Source organism: Embleya sp. NPDC025285, from assembly GCF_055558835.1.
The window spans coordinates 1-23803 of the sequence record NZ_JBVHLU010000030.1; the positions used below are offsets into that span (position 1 = coordinate 1).

At 73.0% G+C, this 23803-nt stretch carries 9 protein-coding genes and 1 pseudogene; 5 read left to right on the forward strand and 5 right to left on the reverse strand.

The features are described from left to right. The 3 genes from ACZ4FV_RS21340 to ACZ4FV_RS21350 all read right to left on the reverse strand — a co-directional run. Positions 1-8681, reverse strand: an 8681-nt coding sequence (locus ACZ4FV_RS21340) for a type I polyketide synthase (RefSeq protein ID WP_465323071.1), incomplete at its 3' end; no start/stop codon positions are given. A 235-nt stretch (positions 8682-8916) separates the two neighbouring features. Next, the gene (locus ACZ4FV_RS21345; protein WP_465323072.1) at positions 8917-12198 is read right to left on the reverse strand and encodes a non-ribosomal peptide synthetase; all 3282 of its coding nucleotides are present in this window, start codon (positions 12196-12198) and stop codon (positions 8917-8919) included. Between the two features lie 241 nt (positions 12199-12439). Further along, positions 12440-13255 (reverse strand): hypothetical protein, encoded by an 816-nt coding sequence (locus ACZ4FV_RS21350; protein WP_395867207.1) that lies wholly within the window; start codon positions 13253-13255, stop codon positions 12440-12442. 501 nt (positions 13256-13756) lie between these two features. Between ACZ4FV_RS21350 and ACZ4FV_RS21355 the strand changes: the two genes are divergently transcribed. The 4 genes and pseudogenes from ACZ4FV_RS21355 to ACZ4FV_RS21370 all read left to right on the forward strand — a co-directional run. Next, on the forward strand, positions 13757-14674 hold the full coding sequence (locus ACZ4FV_RS21355; protein WP_395867204.1) for an ABC transporter ATP-binding protein: 918 nt from the start codon (positions 13757-13759) through the stop codon (positions 14672-14674). Continuing rightward, on the forward strand, positions 14671-15516 hold the full coding sequence (locus ACZ4FV_RS21360; RefSeq protein ID WP_395867202.1) for an ABC transporter permease: 846 nt from the start codon (positions 14671-14673) through the stop codon (positions 15514-15516). Before ACZ4FV_RS21355 ends, ACZ4FV_RS21360 begins: the two co-directional genes overlap by 4 nt. A 75-nt stretch (positions 15517-15591) precedes the next feature. Next, positions 15592-16323 carry a response regulator transcription factor gene (locus ACZ4FV_RS21365; RefSeq protein WP_395867200.1) on the forward strand — a complete coding sequence of 244 codons (732 nt, stop codon included), beginning with the start codon at positions 15592-15594 and terminating at the stop codon, positions 16321-16323. Between the two features lie 275 nt (positions 16324-16598). After that, positions 16599-17984, forward strand: a pseudogene (locus ACZ4FV_RS21370) (HAMP domain-containing sensor histidine kinase); the annotation flags it as partial. A gap of 100 nt (positions 17985-18084) precedes the next feature. Here the strand turns inward: ACZ4FV_RS21370 and ACZ4FV_RS21375 are convergent. Continuing rightward, a complete protein-coding gene (locus ACZ4FV_RS21375) occupies positions 18085-20874 on the reverse strand; it encodes a helix-turn-helix transcriptional regulator (RefSeq protein ID WP_402232005.1) in 2790 nt (929 codons plus the stop codon). A gap of 942 nt (positions 20875-21816) precedes the next feature. Further along, positions 21817-22761, reverse strand: coding sequence for a hypothetical protein (locus ACZ4FV_RS21380; protein ID WP_465323073.1), 945 nt, complete (start codon positions 22759-22761; stop codon positions 21817-21819). Between the two features lie 376 nt (positions 22762-23137). Between ACZ4FV_RS21380 and ACZ4FV_RS21385 the strand changes: the two genes are divergently transcribed. Beyond that, entirely contained in the window at positions 23138-23452 is a 315-nt protein-coding gene (locus ACZ4FV_RS21385; RefSeq protein ID WP_395867194.1) for a hypothetical protein, read from the forward strand. The last annotated feature ends 351 nt before the right edge of the window (positions 23453-23803 follow it).

Sequence of the window (23803 nt, forward strand, 5' to 3'; positions counted from 1 at the left end):
CCATTCGGCGCCGTCAAACCATTGCTCGCACCGTCCTGATTGGTCGCGGTGCCCCGGACGACGGCCAGCACCTCGTGCCCGTTGCGGCGCGCGTCCGACAGCCGCTCCAGGGCGAGCAGGCCGACGCCCTCCGCCCAGCCCGTGCCGTCCGCCGAGGCCGCGAACGAGCGGCAGCGGCCGTCCGGGGAGAGGCCGCGCTGCCGGCTGAACTCCAGGAACACGCCGGGCTTCGCCATCACCGTCACGCCGCCCGCCAGTGCGAGCGAGCACTCGCCGCGCCGCAGCGCCTGGCCGGCGAGATGCAGTGCGACCAGCGACGATGAGCACGCGGTGTCCACCGTGACGGCGGGACCCTCCAGGCCCAGGGCATAGGCCACCCGCCCGGAGATCACCGCGGCGGCGTTGCCGGTCAGGAAGTAGCCCTCCAGGCCCTCGGGTGCCTCGTGCAGGTGCGGGCCGTAGTCCTGGCCGTTGGAGCCGACGAAGACACCGGTGTGTGTGCCCGTCAAAGAGGCCGGGTCGATCCCGGCGTGCTCGAACGCCTCCCAGGAGGCCTCCAGGAGCAGCCGCTGCTGCGGGTCCATCGCAAGCGCCTCACGCGGCGAGATGCCGAAGAACGACGCGTCGAACTCGCCGGCGGTGTGCAGGAATCCGCCCTGCCGCGTGTAGCTGGTCCCGGCGTGCGCAGGGTCGGGGTGGTACAGCGCGTCCAGGTCCCAGCCGCGGTCGACCGGGAAGCCGGTGATGCCCTCGCGGCCTTCCGCGACCAACTGCCACAGTTCCTCGGGCGAGGTCACCCCGCCCGGGTAGCGGCAGCTCATTCCGACGATCGCGATCGGCTCGTCCGGATCGACCCGCACCGCGGGCACGGTCGGGCCGGCCGTGTCACCAAGCCCGGAATCCGCGGCGGCGCCGAAGAGTTCGTCGAGCAGGTAGCGGGCCAGGCCGTCCGGGGTCGGGTAGTCGAAGACCAGGCTGCCCGCCAGGCGCAGACCCGTGCTCGCGTTGAGGCGGTTGCGGATGTCGACCGCGGTGAGCGAGTCGAAGCCGAGTTCCTTGAAGGTGCGGTGCGCCTCGATCGCGGCGACCGAGGCGTGACCCAGGACTCCGGCGGCCGCGCCGCGAACGAGTTCGCGCAGCGCGTGCAGCCGTTCGCTCGCGGGCAACCCGGCCAGGCCGGCCGGCAGCGCGGTGGTCGCGGATTCGGCGGTGTGGTCGTCGGCCGTCCCGGCCAGGGCTCGCCGGACCTCGGGCAGGTCACCGATCAGCGGGCTGGGCCTGGTCACGGTGAAGGTGGTGGCGAACCGGGCCCACTGCACATCGGCGACCGCGAGGAAGGTCTCGTCGTCCGCGAGGGCCTGGCCGAGCACGGTCAGCGCGGCCTCGGGGTCCATCGCGGTGACGCCGAGGCGCTCGAATCGCTCGCCGGTGTCACCGGCGGACATCCCCGCTCCGGCCCACGCCCCCCATGCCACCGACGTGGCGGTCAGTCCTCGGGCCCGGCGGCGCTCGGCGATCGCGTCCAGCTCGGCGTTCGCGGCGGCGTAGGCGCCCTGCCCGCCGCCGCCCCACACGCCCGCGTTGGAGGAGATCAGCACGAAGGCGTCCAGGTCGTCGCCGGGGGTGCCGGCGAACAGCGCGTCCAGATGCTCTGCGCCGAGCGCCTTTCCGGCCAGTACGGCCTCGGTCTCGGCCGGGTCGGCGTCCAGGAGCGGCGTGGACCGCATGACGCCGGCGGCGTGTACGACGGTGCGGATCGGGCCGTGCTCGGTGTGTACCCGCTCGACCAGTTCGACCAGCGCGGCCCGGTCGGCGGTGTCGCACGCGGCGACGGTCACCCGCGCGCCCAGCGCGCTCAGTTCGGCGACCAGGGCGGCGGCGCCCGGCGTGTCCGGGCCCCGCCTGCCGGTCAGCACCAGGTGCTCGGCGCCGCGCGCCACCAGCCAGCGGGCGAGGTGTGCGCCGAGCGCGCCGGTCCCGCCGGTCACCAACGCGGTGCCCCGGGTGTGCCATTCGGCGGTCGGCCCGACCACGCGGGGGGCGCGGGTCAGGCGTCGGCCGAACACGCCGGACGGGCGCAGCGCCACCTGGTCCTCGTCCGAGTCCGCGAGGACCGCCACGAGGGCCCGGTAGGTCCGCTCGTCGGGGGTCTCCGGCAGATCGATCAAGCCGCCCCAGCGCTGCGGGTGTTCGAGCGCCGCGACCCGGCCCAGACCCCATACCGCCGCCGCTCCGGGCGTCGGCGCGGCGTCGGTGTCGTGACCGCCGGGAACCACGACCGCGCCTCGGGTGAGCGTCCACAGCCTGGCCGGTACGTCCGCGTCCGCCAGTGCCTGGATCAGCGTCAGCACGGCCGAGGTCCGCGTCGACAGCCCGGACCCGCCTGCCGTGTCGGTCAGGGCGGTCAGGCAGAGAACGCCGTCGACGTGGGAGACCTCGTCACGCGCGGCGCGCAGTGCGGCGGCGAGCTTCGCGCGGTCCGGGGCGCCGCCGGCGACGGGGACGGTGCGCACGGTGACGCCGCGTGCGGTGAGTTCCGCGGCGATCGCGGCGGCGATCGTGTCGTCGTCGGCGGTCGCGTCCGCCGACGTGATCAGCAACCAGGTGCCGGTCGCGGTGGGCGCGGCCGACTCGGGAATCGGCTGCCAACCGATCCGGTAGCGCCACCCGTCGATGGTGGACCTCTCCCGACGCTGCCGGCGCCACGAGGACAGGATCGGCAGTGCCTCCTCCAGCGAGCGCCGGTCGTCGGCGTCCGTCGCCGGCATCTCGGGCAGCGCCGTCGGGTCCTCGTCGTCCACGGCGGCCCAGAACGCGGCCTCCTCCGGATCCTGCTCCCGTTCCGATCCGGCGGCCGGCACGTCCAACCAGTAGTGCTCACGCTGGAAGGCGTAGGTCGGCAGGTCGACCGGCGGTGCGTCGTCGGCGTCGTCGGTGCCGGCGAACGCGGGCGACCAGTCCACCTCGACGCCCTGGACGTACGCCTCGCCCAGCGATTCGAGGAAGCGCGCCGGGCCGCCGTGGTCGCGGCGCAGCGTGCCCACGGTCACCGCGTTCGCGTCGACCGCGTCCAGCGTGCCCTGTACGCCCACCGTCAGCACCGGGTGCGGGCTCGACTCGATGAACGCGCCGATCCCGTCGGCCAGCAGCGCCCGTGTGGCCAGGTCGAACCGCACCGGCTCGCGCAGGTTGCGGAACCAGTAGGCGGCATCCAACCCGGCCGTGTCCAGGCGCTCGCCGGTCACCGCCGAGTAGAACGGGATCACCGACGAACGCGGCACGATCGGGCCCAGGATCTCCAGGAGTTCCGCCCGCAGGTCCTCCACCTGCGCGGAGTGCGACGCGTAGTCCACCGGGATCCGCCGGGCCCGTACGTCCTCGGCCTCGTACCCGGCCAGCAGTTCGTCCAGCGCGTCCGACTCACCGGAAACCACCGTCGACGCGGGACCGTTCACCGTCGCCACGCTCACGCGCCCGGACCAGCGCGGCAATCGCGCCTCGACGTCCGCGACCGGCAGGGGTATGGACACCATGCCGCCCCGGCCGGCCAGCGACACGGCAATCGCCCGACTGCGCAGCGCGACCACCCGGGCCGCGTCCGACAGCGACAGCGCGCCCGACACGCACGCGGCCGCGATCTCGCCCTGCGAATGCCCCACCACGGCCGAGGGCACCACACCGAACGAGCGCCACAGCTCGGCCAGCGACACCATGACCGCGAACAACACCGGCTGGACCACGTCCACCCGGTCCAGCCCGCCGGCCTCCGGATCCTCGGCGCGCAGCACCTCGGTCAGCGACCAGTCGACGAATTCCGTCAACGCGGCCTCGCACTCCGCGATCCGCGCCGCGAATACCGGGGACGTGTCGAGCAACTCACGCGCCATGCCCACCCATTGCGAGCCCTGGCCGGGAAAGACCAGGGCCACCGCACGCCCGCTCACCGCGGCCTCGGCCCGCACGCCCTGGCCCGCCGCCAGGGACGCGAGCCCGTCGAGCAGTGTGTCCCGGTCCGTGCCGACCAGCACCGCGCGGTGCTCCATCGCGGCACGCGTGTTCACCAGCGCCCGAGCGATCGGCGCGGGCGTCGCCCGCGGATCGGCCGCCACGTACGCGCGCAGCCGTTCGGCCTGCGCGGGCAGCGCGGCGGCGGAGCGGGCGGAGAGCACCCAAGGGACCGGGGTCGGCGCCGGTCGCGGGTCCGCCGGTGCCGGGGTCGGGGTCGGGGTCGGCTTCGAGGCCGCGCTCGGGAAGCCCTGTTCCAGGACCACGTGTGCGTTGGTGCCGCTGATCCCGAACGAGGAGACCGCGGCCCGGCGCGGCGCGCCGGTCTCGGGCCACGTCCGCTGCTCGGTCAGCAGCGCCACCGCGCCCGAGGCCCAGTCCACGTGCGGGGAGGGCGCGTCGACGTGCAGCGTGCGGGGCAGTTCGGCGCGGCGCAGCGCCTCCACCATCTTGATCACGCCCGCGACCCCGGCGGCGGCCTGGGTGTGTCCGATGTTCGACTTCAACGACCCCAGCCACAACGGCTGTTCGGCCGCATGCTCGCGTCCGTACGTGGCCAGCAGCGCGTGCGCCTCGATCGGGTCGCCCAGCGCGGTGCCGGTGCCGTGTGCCTCCACCGCGTCCACGTCCGCCGCGGACAGACCCGCGTCGGCCAGCGCCGCGCGGATGACCCGTTCCTGGGCGAGGCCGTTCGGCGCGGTCAGGCCATTGCTGGCACCGTCCTGGTTGATCGCCGAGCCGCGCAGCACGGCCAGGATCCGGTGGCCGTTGCGCAGCGCGTCCGAGCGCCGTTCCAGGACCACGATGCCGGCGCCCTCGGCCCAGCCGGTGCCGTCCGCCGCCGCCGCGAACGCCTTGCACCGACCGTCCGCGGACAGGCCGCGCTGGCGGCTGAACTCGACGAACATGCCGGGCGAGGACATCACCGCCACGCCGCCGGCCAGGGCCAGGCCGCATTCGCCGCGCCGCAGCGCCTGGGCCGCCCAGTGCAGCGCGACCAGCGAGGACGAGCACGCCGTGTCCACGGTGATCGCGGGGCCTTCCAGGCCGAGCGTGTAGGCGACCCGGCCGGAAGCGACGCTGACCGTGCTGCCGGTGAGCAGATAGCCCTCATGGCCGGCGGCGGCCTCGTGCAGGCGGGCGCCGTAGTCCTGGGCCATCGCGCCGACGAAGACGCCGGTGCGGCTGCCGCGCAGCGAGTCGGGGTCGATTCCGGCGTGTTCCAGCGACTCCCAGGAGGTCTCCAGGAGCAGCCGCTGCTGCGGGTCCATGGCCTGCGCCTCGCGCGGCGAGATACCGAAGAAGGCCGCGTCGAACTCGGGGGCGTCGTAGAGGAATCCGCCGTAGCGGGTATAGCTGGTGCCGGACCGGTCCGGGTCCTGGTCGTAGAGGTTGTCCAGGTCCCAGCCCCGGTTGGTCGGGAACACCGAGACGGCGTCGGTGCCGTCCGCGACCAGTCGCCACAGGTCCGCGGGCGATCGCACGCCGCCCGGCAGTCGGCAGCTCATTCCCACGATCACGATGGGATCGTCCGCGTCGCGCTCCGCACTCGCGGCCGCGTCGAGGCGCGCGTCGGGCCCGGGCTCGTCGGCGCCGGGGTCGGTGCCGAGCAGGAGGGTACGCAGGTGTTGCCCGGTGGCCGCACCGGTCGGGTGGTTGAACAGCAGCGTGGGTGGAAGGTCGAGCCCGGTGGCGGCGGTGAGGCGGTCGCGCAGTTCGACCAGGCTCACCGAGTCGAAGCCGAGGTCCTTGAACGACAGGGTCGCGTCCACCGATCCGGCGGAACCGTGTCCGAGTACGACGGCGATGTGGCCAAGGACCAGGTCGGTCAGCGTCCTGGTCTGCTCGGCCTCGCCGAGCCCGGCCAGGCGCCGTACGAGCGGGTTCGCCTCGGTCTCGCGCCGCTCGTCGCCGTCCGCGTCGATCGCCGCCGCGACGGGCGCGGCGACCGACGCCGCCGGGCGTCGCCCTGTCGGTACGTCCAGCCAGTGGCGCTCGCGCTGGAACGCGTAGGTGGGCAGCGGCACCCGGCGCGTGTCGATGTGCGCGAAGGCGGCCGAGAGGTCGACGGCGACGCCTTGGACGTACGCCTCGCTCAGCGACCGCAGCAGGCGGTCCGCGCCGCCGTCGTTGCGGCGCAGCGTGCCGAGGGTGATCGCGTCGGCACCGCTCTCGTCGACGGTGCCACGCACCCCGACCGTGAGCACCGGATGCGGGGTCGCCTCGACGAACGCGCCGATCCCGTCCGCGAGCAGCGCCCGTGTGGCCAGGTCGAACCGCACCGGCTCGCGCAGGTTGCGGAACCAGTAGGCGGCATCCAACCCGGCCGTGTCCAGGCGCTCGCCGGTCACCGCCGAGTAGAACGGGATCACCGACGGACGCGGTGCGATCGGGGCCAGGATCTCCAGGAGTTCCTCCCGCAGGTCCTCCACGTGTGCCGAGTGGGACGCGTAGTCCACCGGGATCCGTCGACCCTCGACGCCGTCTGCGGCCAGCGCGCCGATCAGTTCCTCCAGCGCGTCCGGGTCACCGGAAACCACCGTTGAGGCGGGCCCGTTGACCGTCGCCACGCCGATCCGGCCGGTCCACGCGGAAAGGCGCTCCTCGGTGTCGGCGAGCGGCAGCGGTACGGACACCATGCCGCCGCGCCCGGCCAGCGACCGCGCGATCGCCTGACTGCGCAACGCCACCACGCGCGCCGCGTCCGACAACGTCAGCCCGCCCGCGACACACGCCGCCGCGATCTCACCCTGCGAATGACCCACCACCGCGGCCGGCACCACACCGAACGAGCGCCACACCCGCGCCAACGACACCATCACCGCGAACAACACCGGCTGGACCACATCCACCCGGTCCAACGACGGCGCACCCGCACCGCCCCGCAACACCTCGACCAGCGACCAGTCGACGAACTCCGCCAACGCCGCCTCACACTCCGCGGCCCCAGCCGCGAACACCGGCGATGTGTCCAGGAGTTCGGCCGCCATGCCGACCCACTGCGACCCCTGACCCGGAAACACCAGCGCGACCGGACGCTCGGCGCCGCCGACCCCGCGCACCACGCCGGCGTCGGGCAGGTCGTCGGCCGCCGCGAGCGAGGTGAGTGCGGCGAGCAGTTCGGTGCGTCCGGTGCCGAGCAGCACGGCACGCTGCTCGAAGGCGGACCGGGTCCCGGTCAGCGCACGACCCACCTCGGCCACCGTGAACTCGGGCCGCTTTGTCACGAAGTCGCGCAGCCGGGCCGCCTGTTCGATCAGGGCGGGCTCGGTACGGCCGGACACCACCCACGGCAGCGTGGTCGAGGTGTCGTCGTCCTGCGCGTCGGCCGTCCCGGAGTCGGTCGGCGCGTCCGGAGCGGAGGACAGCACCAGGTGGCAGTTGGTCCCGCCCATGCCGAACGAGGAGACCCCCGCGAGCAGTTCGCCGTCGGGTGCGGTCCATTCGCCGGTGTCCCGGCTGACCCGGAGGTTGAGTCCGGCGAAGTCGATGTCGGGATTGGGTACTTCGAAGTTGAGGCTGGGCACCAGTTCGCGATGCTCCAGGCACAGCACGGTCTTGAGCAGGCCGACGATGCCGGCGGCGCCTTCGAGGTGGCCGACGTTGGTCTTGGCGGAGCCGACCAGCAGGGGGCCGCGGGATCGATCGGCGCGGGCCGCGCCGATCACCGCGCCCAGTGCGGCGGCCTCGATCGGGTCGCCGACCCGGGTGCCGGTGCCGTGCAGTTCGACGTACTGGACGTCGGCGGGATCGACGCCGGCCGCGCGGTAGGCGGCGCGCAGCACGTCCTGTTGGGCGAGCGGGTTGGGCGCGGTGAGCCCGGCCCCGCCGCCGTCGTTGTTGACCGCGCCGCCGCGGATCACGCAGTGGATGTGGTCGCCGTCGCGGCGGGCGAGGTCCAGCGGCTTGAGCACGATCAGCGCGCCGCCCTCGCCGCGCACGTAGCCGTTGGCCCGGGCGTCGAAGGTGTGGCAACGACCGTCGGGCGACAGGCCGCCGAACTTGGCGGCGCCCAGGGTGCTGTCCGGGATCAGGTTCAGGTTCACGCCGCCGGCCACGGCGAGGGTGGTCTCGCCCCGGCGCAGGCTCTCGCAGGCCAGGTGCACGGCGACCAGTGCGGACGACTGGGCCGCGTCCACGGACATGCTGGGTCCGCGCAGGTGCAGCAGGTACGAGAGGCGGTTGGCGAGCACGCCGCGCTGCAGGCCGGTGACGGTGTGCCGGTCGACCGCCTCGGGGCCGGCCTGGTGCACCAGTCGCGCGTAGTCGTCGTAGTTGGCGCCGATCCAGACCCCGGTCGCGCTGTCGGCCAGGCTCGCGGGCACGATGCCGGCGTTCTCGAACGCCTCCCAGCCCAGCTCCAGGGCGAGTCGCTGCTGCGGGTCCATCGAGCGGGCCTCGCGCGGGCTGATTCCGAAGAACGCCGGGTCGAACCGGTCGACGTCGTCGATGAAGCCGCCCCACCGGGTGTTCATCCGGCCGGGGACGCTCGGGTCGGGGTCGTAGTACGCGTCCGCGTCCCAGCGGTCGGCGGGGGGTTCGGTGATGCCGTGGCCACCGGCGCGCAGCAGCGCCCGGAAGGCGGCCGGGTCCGGCGCCTTCGGCAGCCGGCAGGAGATGCCGATCACCGCGATGGAGTCGTCTGCCGGCTGCACGGACGCGGACTTCCTGGCCATGGTGCTGGTACCCCCGTACCGAAAACGGATGGATCGAACGGTCGAGCGGAGTGTCGGGGCGGGACTCGGCCGCTCACCGAACGGCGAGTGCGAGCGAGGACGGGCGGCGGACGACGGCCGATGGGCGGTGGGCGGTGGGTGCCGGCGGTGAGTGTCGGCGGCGGGCGGCGGCGCGAACGAGGCGACCGCATACCGTGCGACCCGTCGCGTTCCACCCCCGCCGCCGGCGCGGCGGCTACTCCTCCCGCGCCTGTGACACCCCTTGTGGTTCGCTCGCGCGCATGTACGCGGCGAGTCGGGTCGGGGTCGGGTGGTCGAAGAGGTCGGCGAGTTTGAGCGAGCCGGAGATCATCGCCTCGGCCCGCTGGACCAGTTGCGCACCGAGCAGCGAATGCCCGCCGTGCGAGAAGAAGTTGGTGTCGGCGTCGACGTCGGGTCGGTTCAGGAGTTCGCGCCACAGCGCGACCAGGGCGGCGGTCGACTCGTCGTCCGGCTCCGCGCCGCCGGCGCCTTCGACGCGGGCGCTGCGGTGTTCGGCGGCGAGCCGGACCAGCGCCGGGTAGTCGATCTTGTCGTTCAGGGTGGTCGGGAAGCTCTCCACCACGAAGAACTCCTGCGGGACGGCCGAGGCGGGCAGTTCGCCGCGGGCGTGCTCCCACAGCCCGTCGGAGGGGTCGGTGCTGGGCGCGGCCTCGACGAACGCGGCCAGCGTGGCGTCGGGACCGGGGCCGCCGAGAACCACCACGGCGGCGCCCTTGACCTCGGGGTGGGCGCGCAACACCGCCTCCACTTCGCCGAGCTCGATCCGGTTGCCGCGCAGCTTGACCTGCCGGTCCAGCCGGCCCTGTACCTCCAGGGTGCCGTCGGCGCGCCACCGGGCCTGGTCGCCGGTGCGGTAGTGGCGGCCGTACTCGGGGTGCCGGCGGAAGCGGTCCGCGTCCAGTTCCGGGCGCTCGTGGTAGCCGATGGCCACCCCCTCGCCCGCGATGCACAGTTCGCCACGGACGCCGACCGGCAGTTCCCGGCCGTCGGGAGCGGCGACGAAGACTCGGGTGTTGCGGATCGGCCTGCCCACCGACACCGGCCCGCCGTCGGTGTCGTCGGCGCCGATCCGGCCGGAGGTGGACCAGATGGTGGTCTCGGTGGGGCCGTACACGTTCCACAGCTCGCAGCCGGTGGCCAGGAGCTCTCGGGCCAGGTCGGCGGGCAGCGGTTCGCCGCCGCACAACACCCGCAGGCCGGCCAGGACCGGGCCGGCGTCGGCCAGCACCAGTCGCCAGGTGGTCGGAGTGGCCTGCGCGATGCCGACCCGGTGCGTGGTCAGCACCTCGCGCAGCGCGGCGCCGTCGGTGCGCGCCGAGTCCGGGGCGACCACGAGTCGACCGCCCGTGGCCAGGGGCACGAACAGTTCCAGCGCGGAGATGTCGAACGTGAACGTGGTCATCCACAACGTCACGTCGGCGGGGCCCGCGTGCTGCTCGGCGGCGAAGTGCGCGACCAGGTTGGCCAGGTTGCGGTGGCTCAGCAGGGTGCCCTTGGGGCGGCCGGTGGAGCCGGAGGTGTAGATGAGGTAGGCGCACGACTCCGGGTCGACGTCGACGTCCAGGTCCAGGTCCGGGTCGAGTTCCGGGTCGAGGTCCGACGCCGAACCGGCGGGCGTTCCGGCGGCGAGAGCGGGCAGCGCGAGCACGGTCAGGTCGGCGATCTCCGGCAGTGCGACGCCGTCGGCGACCAGCACCGCCCGTGCCCGGGAGTCGGTGAGCTGGTAGGCGATGCGATGTTCGGGGTGGTCCGGGTCGAGCGGGAGGTAGGCGGCTCCGGCCAGCCAGACGCCGAACACGGCGGCGGCCAGTTCGGGACCGCGCGGCGCGGCCAGCGCGACCACGTCGCCCGACGCGACGCCCGCGCCGCGCAGCAGGTCGCGCACGGACCGCGCGCCCGCCCACAGTTCGCCGTAGCCGATCCGCCGGGTCCCGTCCTCGATGGCCGGCGCCGTCGGATCGGCCGCGACCCGGGCGGCGACCGCGGCCGGGACACCGGCGGCGTCCTCGGCGCCGGTGTCGTTGGCGGCGGCGAGCAGCGCGCGCTCCTCGGCATACCCGATCGGGATCTCGCGCAGCGGCCGGTCCGGGGCGTCCGGGTCGGCGCCCAGCGCCAACAGCAGCGCCTCGTAGCGACGGGCCAGCGCGCGCACCTGGGCCCGGTCGAGAACCTCGGTGTAGTGCACGGCGCGCAGCCGGATGCCCTCCGGCGCGGACATCAGGAAGAACTCAAGGTCGAACTTGCTGGAGCCGTTCTCGACCACGGCCACCGAGGCCTTGCGGCCGCCGATCTCCAGGTCGGGCAGGCCCATGCCGGGCACGTAGTTGAACACGTGCCGGAACAGCGAGTTGCGCCAGCCGGAGCCGTCCCGCTCGACGTCCTCGAGCATCGTGTCCACCGGCACGCCGGTGTGCATGAAGCCGGCGAAGAACACGTCCCGGGTGCGGCGCACCAGTGCGCGGAAACCTTCCGCCGGATCCACCCGCACGCGCAGCGGCAGCACGTTGATGTGGTAGCCGACGGCGCGCTGATCGCGCGGACCGCGCAGGTTGACCGGCGCGCCCACGGTCAGGTCCGGGCCGGCGCCGTGCGCCTCGAGCAGCGCGTAGTAGGCGGCGAGGAGCACCACCGCCTCGGGGGCCTTGAGTTCGCGTTGGAGTCGGCGCACCACGGCGGTCGCCTCGTCCGACAGGTCCACCACGAGTTGGTCGCCGGTGAGCGTGGTGGTGGCCGGTTCCGGGGTCTGGCAGGCCAGTTCGAGGCCGGCCGGGCGGAAGCCGGCGAGGTGTTCGCGCCAGTACGCCAGACCGGCCGGTGCGGGCGGCGCCTCGGTGAGCGCGGGCACCACCGCGCGCAGCTCCTCGGGCGGGCGCCCGGTCTCCACCAACGCGTCGTGTACCGCGACCAGTTCCTCGAGCACGATCATCGCCGAGGTGGTGTCGAAGACCAGGTGGTGTGCGGTCAGGCAGAGCACGTCCTGCTCGCCGTCGGTGAACACCACCGCACGGACCAGCGACTCGCCCTCGAGTGCGAACGGGGTGCCGGCGAACTCGGCGAGTGCGGCGTCCAGTTCACCGGCCGCGACCTGGACCCGGTCGATCCGGGCGGTGGTCGCGGCGGCCGGCCGCACCTCCTTGGTCAACGTCGCGTCGTCGGCGTGGAAGACGGTGCGCAGCACCTCGTACCGGCGCAACAGCACAGTCAGCGCCGAGCCGAGCGTCTCCGGGTCGAACTCGCCGGTGCTCCGCAGCGAGATGGAGAGGTTGTTCACCGGCGTGCCGGGGACCATCTTCTCCAGCAGCCACAGCGCCTCCTCCTTGCGCACCGCCGCGCTCCGGCGGTCGGACCCGGCCCGCTCCGCGGCACCGCCGGGCGCGTCGGTCCGCCCGGTGTCGGCGGCCGGGTCGTTGTCGTTGTCGGCTGCCGCGACCGGAGTCGCGGTGTGCGCGTCGTGCGCGCCGGAGTGCCCACGCATGTCTGACGTCCCCTCATTGCACTGGTGCGTCGCCGCCGCCGGTGCTCGGCTCGGCCGGCTCTCGTATCGGCCGATTCCCGGCCCGTTCCCGACCCGGTCCGCGCTGTGGACCCGGTCCCTTCCCGACCCGGTCCCCCCGCTGTGGACCCGGCCCGTGTGCCGCGCCCGAATCGCGGGCGTCGCCCTGCGGCGGGTCCCGGTCGGCCCACCGCCTCGGGGCGAGGTCGCCCCGGCGTTCGGCTCAGCCGAGCAGCCCGAGCACCGTGCGCGCGACGTCCTCGTCGCGCAGCAGGTCGGCGTGGTCGATGTCGAAGGTGATCTCCCGACCGATCAGATCCTCGCGGCCGTTGCTGCGGGCCAGGTTCAGGCCGTTGGTCTCGGTGCGCGAGGTGATCGCGGTCGCGGCGGCCCAGCCCGCGGCGTAGTCGATCTCGGTGGCCGCGGTCAGATAGGAGACGAACGCGGTGAAGGTGCCGCCCAGTTCGGCGGAGCGCTCGGCGTCCAGGCCGGCCCGGGCGAAGGCGGTGCGGCCGACGTCCTGGAAGATCCGGTCCAACGCGGCGCCGAAGGCCACCAGTTCCGGGTTCTCCTCGCGGGCCTTCTTGCCCGCCTCCTGGGCGTCGCCGACCTCGGTCGGCGAGAGCACCACGGAGAGGTTCCCGACGACCTTGTGGAACTGCCAGTACAGGGTGAGTTCGGAGACCGCCTCGGGGTCGAAGAGCACCACCGCGGGCGCGGTCTCCTGGCGCTTGGTGACGTGCTCGGCCAGTGCCGCCGCGTACACGGAACCGGCGCAGTAGCCGAACACCCCGACCACCGGGATGTCGCCGCCGGGCAGGCCGTCGACCCAGCGGGCCACCTGGTCGGCGCCCGAACCCGCGCCCGGCGCGCCGGCGGCGGTGGGGACCGTCTCCCACAGTTGCAGGCCCGGCGCGATCCGCGGCGCGAACTCGGCGAAGCCTGCCTCCGGCCGGCCGGTGGCCGGGAAGTCGGCGGCCAGGATGACCCCTTCGCCGCCTCGGTCGTTGAGCAGTTTCCACGAGCCCTGGTCCGCCATTGCGATCCCCCAGTCGGATGAGCCGGCCGGTTGAGCCGGCCGCGCTTTTCCCATCGCTGCCACTGCGGTCGACGCTATGCAGGGGTTTCCACGGACACCACCCATAGAAGTTCGACGGGCACCCGGAGTAAGCATGGGGGTACCCCGAACAACCCCTATGCCCCCGATCGGGGTCGTGACGTTGACCATTGCATCGAAATGAGAACTCGTGATAGTGGGTCGAACACGGTGCGTGCCCGTGGTCGCGTTCGCCCGTGGATGCCCTCGACCGGCCCGAACGCGGGTTTGCCGGCAGCTTCCCGAGAGATTCCTGAGAGTTTCCTGAACGTCGCGTCCGGCTCGCCGGGCGCGCGGCCGAGGTCGTGCGCGACCGGCCGCGGGATTCAGCGAACGCTCAGGAACCTCTCAGCGACAGGCCACTCGGCGCCGGCACGGTACCGGCATGAGCGCACACGGGTCGCACCACAGCACGGTGCACCATCGGATCGCGGAGGCCGCCGGATGATCGAGGTCAAGCAACTGACCAAGCGCTACGACGACAAGGTCGCCGTCGACGACCTGAGTTTCACCGTCCGGCCGGGTCGGGTGACCGGGTTCCTCGGGCCCAACGGCGCGGGCAAGACCACGACGATGCGGATGATCCTGGGGTTGGACACCCCGACCGCGGGAGCGGCCACGGTGAACGGTCGCAAGTATGTGGATCTGCCGCAACCGATGCGCGCGGTGGGGGCGTTGCTGGATGCCAAGGCGGCGCATCCCAGCCGTACCGCGCGCAGCCACCTGGTCTGCCTGGCGCGCAGCAACGGCCTGCCGGCACGGCGCGCGGGCGAGGTGCTGGAGCGGGTCGGCCTGGAGGAGGTGGCGGGCAAGCGGGTCGGGCAGTTCTCGCTCGGGATGAGTCAGCGTCTGGGCATCGCCGCCGCGCTGCTGGGGGATCCCGACATCCTGATGTTCGACGAGCCGGTGAACGGGCTGGACCCGGAGGGCATCCGGTGGATCCGGCAACTGATGAAGCGGCTCGCCGACGAGGGCCGCACGGTGCTGGTTTCCAGCCACCTGATGAGCGAGATGGCGCTCACCGCCGACCACTTGATCGTGATCGGCCGCGGTCGGCTGGTCGCCGACACCGGCCTGGAGGAGTTCATCGAGCGCAGTTCCACCCACTCCGTGCTGGTGCGCACCCCGTTCGCGGACGCGTTCGGCCGGGTGTTGACCGCGCACGGCGCGAAGGTGCGGCTGGACGAGACCGGTGCGCTGGTGGTGTCCGAGATGGACAGCCTGGAGATCGGTCGCCACGCCGCCGCCGACGGGGTTCCACTGGCCGAACTGACGCCGCAGCGCACCTCGTTGGAGGAGGCGTTCATGGAGTTGACCCGGGACAGCGTGGAGTACAACGTGACCGAAGGAGCGGTTCGATGACCACCGTGACCGAGACCCGCGAGCGGGTCGAGTCGACCGAGTCGCCGGCCGGGAAGGCGCGCGCGTACCGGGTGACCGACGTGCTGTTCTCCGAGTGGTCGAAGATCTGCTCGTTGCGCTCGACCGCGTACACCCTGCTGGCGACGATCGCGCTCGGGGTGGGACTGGGACTGCTGTTCACCGCCGCCGGGGCGGCGCAGTACGAGGATTCGAGCGCGGCCGACCGGCTCGACTTCGACCCGACGGCGACCAGCATCAAGAGCTACATCATCGCCCAGTTGGCGGTGGGCGTGCTGGGCGTGCTCGTGGTCACCTCCGAGTACGCCACCAAGATGATCATGACCAGCATGGTCTCGGTGCCGCGCCGGTCCTGGCTGCTGGGCGCCAAGGCCGCGGTGTTCGCCGCGGTGGCGCTGGTGGTCGGCCAGATCGTCGGGTTCGCCGCGTTCTTCGTCGGCCAACCGGTGCTCGACGCGCGCGACGCGCCGTACGTGAGCCTGGGCGATCCTGGCGTGCTGCGCGCGGTGTTCGGCTGCGGGCTCTACCTCGCCGCGATCGGCCTGCTCGGCGTCGCGCTGGGCACCCTCCTGCGGGCCACGGCCGGCGCGCTGGCCGTACTGGTCTCGGTCACCCTGCTGGTACCCACCCTGGTCACCGCGCTGCCCACGTCGTGGGAGACCAACGTGCAGAAGTGGTGGCCCACCAACGCGGGCAGTCAGATCATGGCGGTGCACCGGGATCCGGACATGTTCGGTCCGTGGGCCGGGTACGGGATGCTCTGCGCGTGGGTCGCGCTGATCCTCGCGATCGCCTTCGCGGTCTTCCGCACCCGCGACGTGTAGCGCGCGACCGATGGCGCGGCCGGCCGGATCGGCGGGACTTGGCTCGAAAACGCACGGGAACGATGGGGGCTGGGCATGACAGGCGGGATCCACGGCGGGCCCGGCCGGGCTCGGCCCGGGCCGGAACTGCTCCTGGTGGTGGAGGACGAACCCACGGTGCGCGAACTGCTGTCCGCGAGCCTGCGTTTCTCCGGTTTCGCGGTCGCCTCCGCGGCCACCGGCGACGAGGCGCTGGCGATGGCCGTGCGCGATCGCCCGGATCTGGTCGTCCTGGACGTGATGTTGCCGGACATGGACGGCTTCGAGGTGCTTCGGCGACTGCGCGAGGAGTTCGGCGGGGCCGTCCCGGTGCTCTTCCTCACCGCGCGGGACGGCTCCGAGGACAAGATCAACGGACTCTCCCTGGGCGGCGACGACTACGTCACCAAGCCGTTCCAACTCGACGAGTTGATCGCCCGGATCCGGGCCGTGCTGCGCCGGGCGCGGGGCGAAACGGCCGGCGAGGGCACGCTGATCGTCGCCGACCTGGAGGTCGACGTGAACGCGCGCCTGGTCACCCGCGCCGGGCAGGCGATCGATCTGTCCCCGACCGAGTTCAAGCTGCTGCGCTACCTGTTGGAACACGTCGACCAGGCGTTGGAGAAGTCCCGCATCCTCAACGACGTGTGGCGCTACGACTTCGGCGGGGACGCGGGCATCGTCGAGTCGTACATCAGCTATCTGCGCCGCAAGGTGGACCACGTGGAACCGAAGCTGATCCACACGGTGCGCGGGATCGGGTACGTGCTGCGCAGGCCCCGCCCGTGACCGTCGCCGACGCCGACGCCGCGGCCGGGGGCGGGGGCGGGGGCGGGGCCGGGTCGAGCGCCGCACGGCCCGCCGAGGACGGGGCCGGTCCCGGTCCCGGCGCCGGCGACGGGAGCACCGGGCCGGGTCGAACCGGGCCGCTGCGCCGGGCGGCCGGGCTGCTCCGGCGCGGCCGGCGCGTCCTGGGCCGCCGATCGTTGCGCGCCCGGGTACTGCTGTTGACCGTGTGCCTGCTCGCGATCGGGTTGTTGATCAGCAACGCGGTGGTCCTCGCGTCGCTGCGCGCGCCGCTGGTGGACCGGGTGGACAGCCAACTGCGCACCACCGGCCGCCTGATGGCCGGGGTCACCCCGCAGTTCCTGATCACCTTCCGCCAGTCCCCCGACCAACCCCAGGCCCTGCCGCTGGACCTGGTCGGCGACCTGTACGTGGCCTACCTCGCACCGGACGGCCGCATCGAGCAGACCGGTCGGGCCGGCGCCCATCGCGACAACCCGGACCCCAAGCCGCCCACCCTGGACACCGCGGCCGTCGCGCGCCGGGCCGGCCGCCCGTTCGAGCTCGCGGGCCGCGGCGACACCACGTGGCGGGTGTTGGTGCTGCCGCGCACCACCGGCCCGCCCGGCTCCGGGGTGCTGGTGGCCGCGTCACTCGACGAGGTCGAGGCCACCGTGGACCGGGTCCGCCTGGTCTGCCTGGTGATCACCGCGGCCACGCTGGCCCTGCTCACCGTGCTCGGCTTCTTCGCGGTCAAGGGCGGACTGCGCCCGCTGCGCCGGATCGAGGAGACCTCGGCGGCCATCGCCGGCGGCGATCTGGCCCGTCGGGTCCCGGACACCGCCGCGCCGAACACCGAGATCGGCCGGCTCAGCACGGCGCTCAACGGCATGCTCGCGCAGATCGAGACCGCGGTGGCCGCGCGCGCCGCCTCGGAGGCCCGGCTGCGCCGGTTCGTCGCCGACGCCAGTCACGAACTGCGCACCCCGTTGACCGGGATCAAGGGCCTGACCGAGCTGTATCGCATGGGCGCGCTGCCCGAGCGCACGGACGTGGACCGCACGATGGACCGGATCGAGCGCGAGTCGACCCGGCTGGGCCGGTTGGTCGAGGACCTGCTGCTGCTCGCCCGGCTCGACGAGCGCGCCGCCGCCGATCCCGGCGCGCTGCAGTTGCGCCCGGAGCCGATGGACCTGCGCTCGCTGGCCGCCGACGCGCTGCACGACCTGCGCGCCCTGGACCCCTCCCGGCCGGTCCGGCTGACCGGCCCGGACGGCGGCCCGGTGAGCCCGGCACCGACGATGGGCGACGAGCGCCGACTGCGCCAGGTGGTCACCAATCTGATCGGCAACGCCGTCACCCACACCCCGGCGGGCAGCCCGGTGCGGATCGGGGTGGGCACGATCGCGGACGGGGTGCTGATCGAGGTGGCGGACAGCGGACCTGGGTTGACCGACGAGCAGGCGCACCGGGTGTTCGAGCGCTTCTACCGCGTGGACGGCTCGCGCAGCCGCAGCACCGGCGCCGGCGCGGGCCTGGGTCTGGCCATCGCCCAGTCGCTGACCCAGGCCCACGGCGGACGCCTGGAACTGCGCACCGTGCCCGGCACCGGGGCAACCTTCCGCCTGATCCTGCCCGCACACACCGGCGACTCGGCGACCTGACCCGGCCGCCCTGCCGCTCCCTACCGGGTCGCCCGACCCGGTCCGCCCCGCCCGCTCCGTACCGGGTCGCCTGGCCCGCGACCCGGCACGGCCCGGGATGCTAACCGGCTCGGCAGGTCTCCAGGGCCACCGGCAGGAAGGGCCGGCCCTTGACGTTGAGCTTGCGGTAGATCCGGGTCAGGTGTTGCTCGACGGTGCCGGTGGTGATGTGCAGTTCGTCGGCGATCTGCCGGTTGGTGTAGCCGCGTACCGCCAGCCGACCCACCCGGCATTCGGCCGTGCTCAGCGACCCGGTGTCCACCGGCTCGGCGAAGGTACGGACCGGCCCGGACAAGGTCGGCGGCCGGGTCGGCTCACCGCCGCCCGCGCTCCGCAGCAGTGGCTCCGCGCCGCAGATCATCGCCAGACCGGTCGCCTGGCGCCGAGCCATCCGGGCCCGGGTGGGATCCCCCAGTGCCTGGTGGGCGTCACCCAGATCGGCCAGACAGTACGCCAGTTCGAGCTGGTCACCGGAATCCAGGAGCAGATCGCCCGCCCGGGTCAACACCTTGGGACGTTCCGCGGGCGACAGGGTGGCGGCCAACGCCCGCAGCGAGATGCCGTGCGTACGGGTGCCCCGGGTGTCGGTCAGCGCGAGTTGTTCCTCGGCCAACTCCCGGGCCCGACGGCGCCGTCCCAACCGCAGGTGCGCCAGCGCCGACTCGCTGCGCCAGGGCACCAGCGCCGGCAGGTCCATCTGCCAGCTCCGCATCAGTTCGCCGCACGCGGTGAAGTCGCGCAGCGCCGCCGAGGGCCGGTCACCGGCCATGTGATGTCGGCCTCTGGCGTGCAGGTAGTGCAGCCCGGCCCGGGTCTCGTACATCGCCTCCGGGATCGGATGGGCCAGGTAGCGGGCGGCCGTGTCCAGGTCGCCGCGCATCGTCTCGGCCAGGACCAGCCAGGCCAGCGGTCCGCCGATGCCGATCCCCCAGCTCTGTGGGGACAGGCAGGCCAGCGCGGTCAGCGCGGTGTCGGCACTGGCCCCCAGGTCGCCGAGCCGGAAGTCCACGCTCGCCTTGATCGCCCGCAGCAGCGCCTGCCGGTTGGGCGCGGTGCGCCGGTCGGCCTGCTCGATCAGCCGGTCGGTCCACACCCGCGCCTTGGGCAACTCGTCCGAGTACAGCAGCGCGAGCAGCGCGGAGGCCATCGCGTCCTCGGTGCGATCGCCGAGATGACAGTTCTGCAGCACCTGCTCGGCGGCGTACACGGTGCTCTCGTCCGAGCGCCCGGTGAGCACCGCGGAGAGCACCTCGACCGCCTGCACCTGCGGGTTCATCACCGTGGGGTGGCCGGGATCCAACGGCGGTCCCAGACCGGAGTCCGCGGCGTAGACCACCGCGGGCGGATGGAGCACGAACAGCGACTGGTGGGCGACGTGGTAGCCGGCGGCGGCGTGCCGGTCGGCCTCGTCGGTGGCCCGGAACAGCTCGAACATCAGGCCGATCACCTCGGCGGCCTCCTCCGAGCGGCCGTGCCACAACAGGTGCCTGGCCAGTGCGAGTCCGTCCCGCCGCCCCAGGTGTCCGTCCCGCAACGCCTGGGTGAGCGCGGTCAGATGGCGGGCCGCGGCCGACGGGTCCACCCGCCATTCCATCTGGGCCAGCTCCGCGGTGACCGTCGCGCGGATACCCTCGTCGACGCTGCATCTGCGGGCGTGGTTGAGGCATTCGATGGCGAAGTCGATCTCGTCGCCCAGGGCCGCCTGTTCGGCCGCCTCGCGCAGCGCGGCCACCGCCCAGCCCTGCCCGACCGGTTCGGCCGCGATCAGCCGTTCGGCGATCCGGCGCGCCGACGCCCCGGTCTCGTGCAGCAGGTTCGCGGCCTGCCCGGACAGGTCCGCCCGGTGGGTGAAGTCGTGGTCGGCCAGCACGATCGCCTCGATCGCCGGATGCCGGAACCGTTCCCCGTCCAGCAGCCCCGCGCCGCGCAGCGTCTTCATCGCGCCCGCGGCGTCCTCGGAGCCGATCTGGATCAGTTCGCCCACCAGCGCGGGAGCGGCCGGCGACCCCAGCACCGCGATCGCGCGGGCCACCTCGCCGTCCAGCGGCGCGCCGTGGTGCAGACAGGCCAACACCGCTTCGCGGAACGATTCGCCCATCACCACGCCGTCCGCCTGGCGGACGGCCCCGGGCAGGGTGGTGGGCAGGTCGTCGACCAGGGCGTGGACCAGACGCGGATTGCCGCCGCTGAGCGCGTGGCAGCGCACCCCCAGGCCCTGCGCGCCGACCGCGCCCAGCCGCTGCTCCAGGATGTTGGCTACGCCCACCGGGGACAGCGCCCGCAACCGGACGTGGTGGCCGAAGGGCCGGTCGACGAACCCCGCCCACGAGGTGGGGTCGAGCCGCTTGCCCAGGTTCAGGTCGCTGCAGATCATCAGGATCCGGGCCACCCGAAGCCGATTCGCCAGGTAGAACAGCAGCTTGCGGGAGGCGAGGTCGGCGTGCTGGAAGTCGTCGACCATGACCACGAGCGGCTGCAGCTCGGCCAGCCGCAGGAACAGCTCGAAGAGTTCGTAGGCGGGGTGACCGAGGCTGATCGGCGTCTCCGGCCCGGCGGCCGTCGCCTCCTCGATCAACCGGGGTACGTGCTCACCGATCGTGTCCGGGACCTTGGCGCTGTGGAAGAGCTGACTGAGCAGTCCGAAGGGAAGGTCCGCCTCCACCGGTGACCCGGTGGCCACCAGGAGCAGTACGTCCGATCCCGTCACCCGACCGGTGAATTGCGAGAGTAAGGCCGTTTTGCCGATGCCGGGTGGTCCGGTGACTACTGCGACGCCTCCTTTCCCCTGACGACATCCGATCATTAAGTTATTGAGCCGGGAGAAATCCTTTTCTCGTTCCACCAATTTCACTGTGACCCCCTGAGAACCAATCTCGTCGCACTTCCGGACGCGCGAAACATCCCCGTGCCGCGCCGTCGCTTGAACCGAGTAGTTCGTGAGGAATCATTCTACGCGCCCACACGCGGGAACCGGAGGGCTGCCCGAAATTGAGATGATTACGGGTGATCCAGGATGAAAGAAGGCCATCTGTGCCCGGTGGCCGAAAGGCCCACTTTTGCAGTCATCCGATCGATCCCACGAGTATTCCGGAGCGCGTTCGTAGCAAACGGTTAACCCGCCGGACTCGTCATGGAAACCGATCCCGTGCACTGATATTCCGGCCACCACAGGGTTGGCCTGCGTCGATTTACGGCCAATCCCCGGCCACATTCGGACGCGCCGCCGGCGACATCCGCCCGGCCCCGCGCACCGACCCGACGACCCGCCGGCCGAAATGGGCGCCTGCACGGCACCGAATCCGATGCCATCGCGCTGGTCAGCGGCGGAACCGGAGCATTTCGGAGACCGCGCCGACGACCCGACCCACCCCCTCGTCGGCGACCGATCCGCCAACCGACCGGATATTCCGCGCAGCGGAATTCCGCTTGCCGAGTACCGCCGCGAGCCGCCGGGACAGGGATTGCAAATCCGTACCGATATCCGCTCCGAGGAAGTGTGACGAATCACCCGACATTCGACCGATCGACGCTCTCCACCGCACCGGCTCGACGGCCCGACGACAGTGGTTGCGGTATCGACAATTCACGGGCGGAATCACCGGTCGGATATCGCGGACAGCAGCTCACGACGTACGCACTCGGGCGCCAATCCGTGCAATTGCACACCAGCACGGGCGTAGCGCTTGTGCCCGCATAATCCGTGTGATCCAGGTGGATGGCGCGGTGCGGGCGCGAAAACGGGCCGGCTCGGAGTCGAGCCGGCCCGTGATACCGCGGACGAATTACCCGTTGGTCACTTCTCCAGGTCGGGACGCAACCGCAGGGCCAGTGCCGCGGCGCTGTCCAACGACTTCTCGCTGATGCCGTAGACGACGCCCACGGTGTCCTGGTCGACCCACACGCACGTGGGCAGCGCCTTGCCGCCCGATCGGATCTCGGTGCAGCGCAGCACACCGCCCATGCTGCCGGGGTCCATCTCGCGGACACCGCCGAGGCCCGAGGACTTCTCCTCGGCCCCTTCCTGCATCCCCTCGATGAGCTGGTCCATCACCGTCGTCGGCGACATGAACGGCGACGGGTTGGCCATCACCATCACCAGCGCGGTCGGCGTGGCGTCCCCGGCCGCACCGTAGGCGGCGACCTTGGAACCGGGCACCGCCTGCCGCCGGATCGAGGTCTGGAGCGGATACGCGTCGTCGCCCATCCGGTCCAGGCCACCCGCCCGGGCCGGGGTGTCCACGGTGCGCTTGGTCGTGGACGACTTGGACGACGTGGCCGGCGGCCGGGTCGGCAACTCCGGCGGCCCCGGCACTCGCGAGGTGGGCGACGTGGTCGGCCGGTCGCTCGCCGAGACCGACGACGTCGGCTTCGCCACCGGGTCCTTGTCGTCGGAGGAGAACGCTCCGGTGGCACCCAGCACGGCGACGGTCCCCACCGCCACCACGCCCACCACGGCCGCGACGATCAACCCGACCTTCGGGCCCCGACGCCCCGGCGGCTGCGGAATCCCGTATCCGGGCGGTCCGTACATCGGCTGCCCCGGAGGCTGCGGAGCGCCATAGGGGTGGACACCCGGCTGCAGCGCCCCGGGTGGGGGGCCGTAGGGCCCGTAGGGCTGACCTTGGGGCTGCCCGTACGGCTGACCCTGGGACTGCGCCCCGTACGATCCGGGCGGCGGCCCGTAGGGCCCACCACCGGGCGGCGGCTGCTCGCCTCCCGCCAGCTGCTGAAACGACACGATCCACTTCCCCGTTTCGACCACGACGCCGATCGCCGCCCCGACATCCTGCCTCACCGCCACGACACCCCCACCGGGTGGTCCCGCCCGTCGGGCACCCGGTCGCCTCGGGCTCCCACCCATGTGGGGCCCGACCCCTGGGGGTCCTCCGGGGACGGACGACGACGCACGAGCGCGAACGCGACGCCCCCGAGTCATACGACTCGGGCCCGGTTGGGGGGATTTCGTGGAGTGTCGCGGGCGGAGAGGGGGCGATGGTCGGCGGGAGGAGAGCGGGGTCGGTACGGTGATCGACGCGGCGTTTGCGTCGGAGGTGCCGGGCGGTGGTCGCGGTACGGGGTGAATTCGGGACAGGAACACGGGGGGCGCGATCGTCATGACGCACTCATTGCCACCGCAGGGCTCGGTGCGGGGCTCCGGCCCGGGGCAGGCGCCACCACCGTGGGGCGCGCCGGCGGAACCTCGGCCGGCCCGCGGGCCGGCCGCGCCGCGCAGCGGTCTGGTGATCGTGGTGAGCGTGCTGATCGTCGCGGCCTCGGCCGCCGCGATCACGTTCCTGGTGTTGTGGCTGCACAACGTGGGCCAGTCGGTGGGCCACGTGGACCGGAGCGACTTCAAGGACCTGCCGGGCCCGCGCGACGTCGGCCTCGGCGCCCCGGTGATACCCGGCACGTCGGGAGGCACCGCGTGAGCACCCCGCAGTACCCGCCCGGCCCGGACAGCCCGAACAGCCCGGACGACGCACACAACCCGTGGGACGAGCAACGACGCTCGCACGCCCGGCGGTCCGTGCCGCCCCCCTTCGCGCCACCGGGCCAGGCCCAGGCACCCCCGGCGTTCGCACCGCCGTCGTCGGGCCAGGCGCCACCGCCCTTCGCACCGCCCGCCTCCTCGTCACCGGCCCGACCACAGCCGTCGGGCCCCGGCCCGGGCCCCGGTCACGCGCAGCCGCAGCCATCGCCCCAGCCGCACATCCCGGCCCAGGCGCAGCCGCCGTCGCACGCGCGCCCGGCGGCACAACCGCACTCACGCCCCGCGCCGT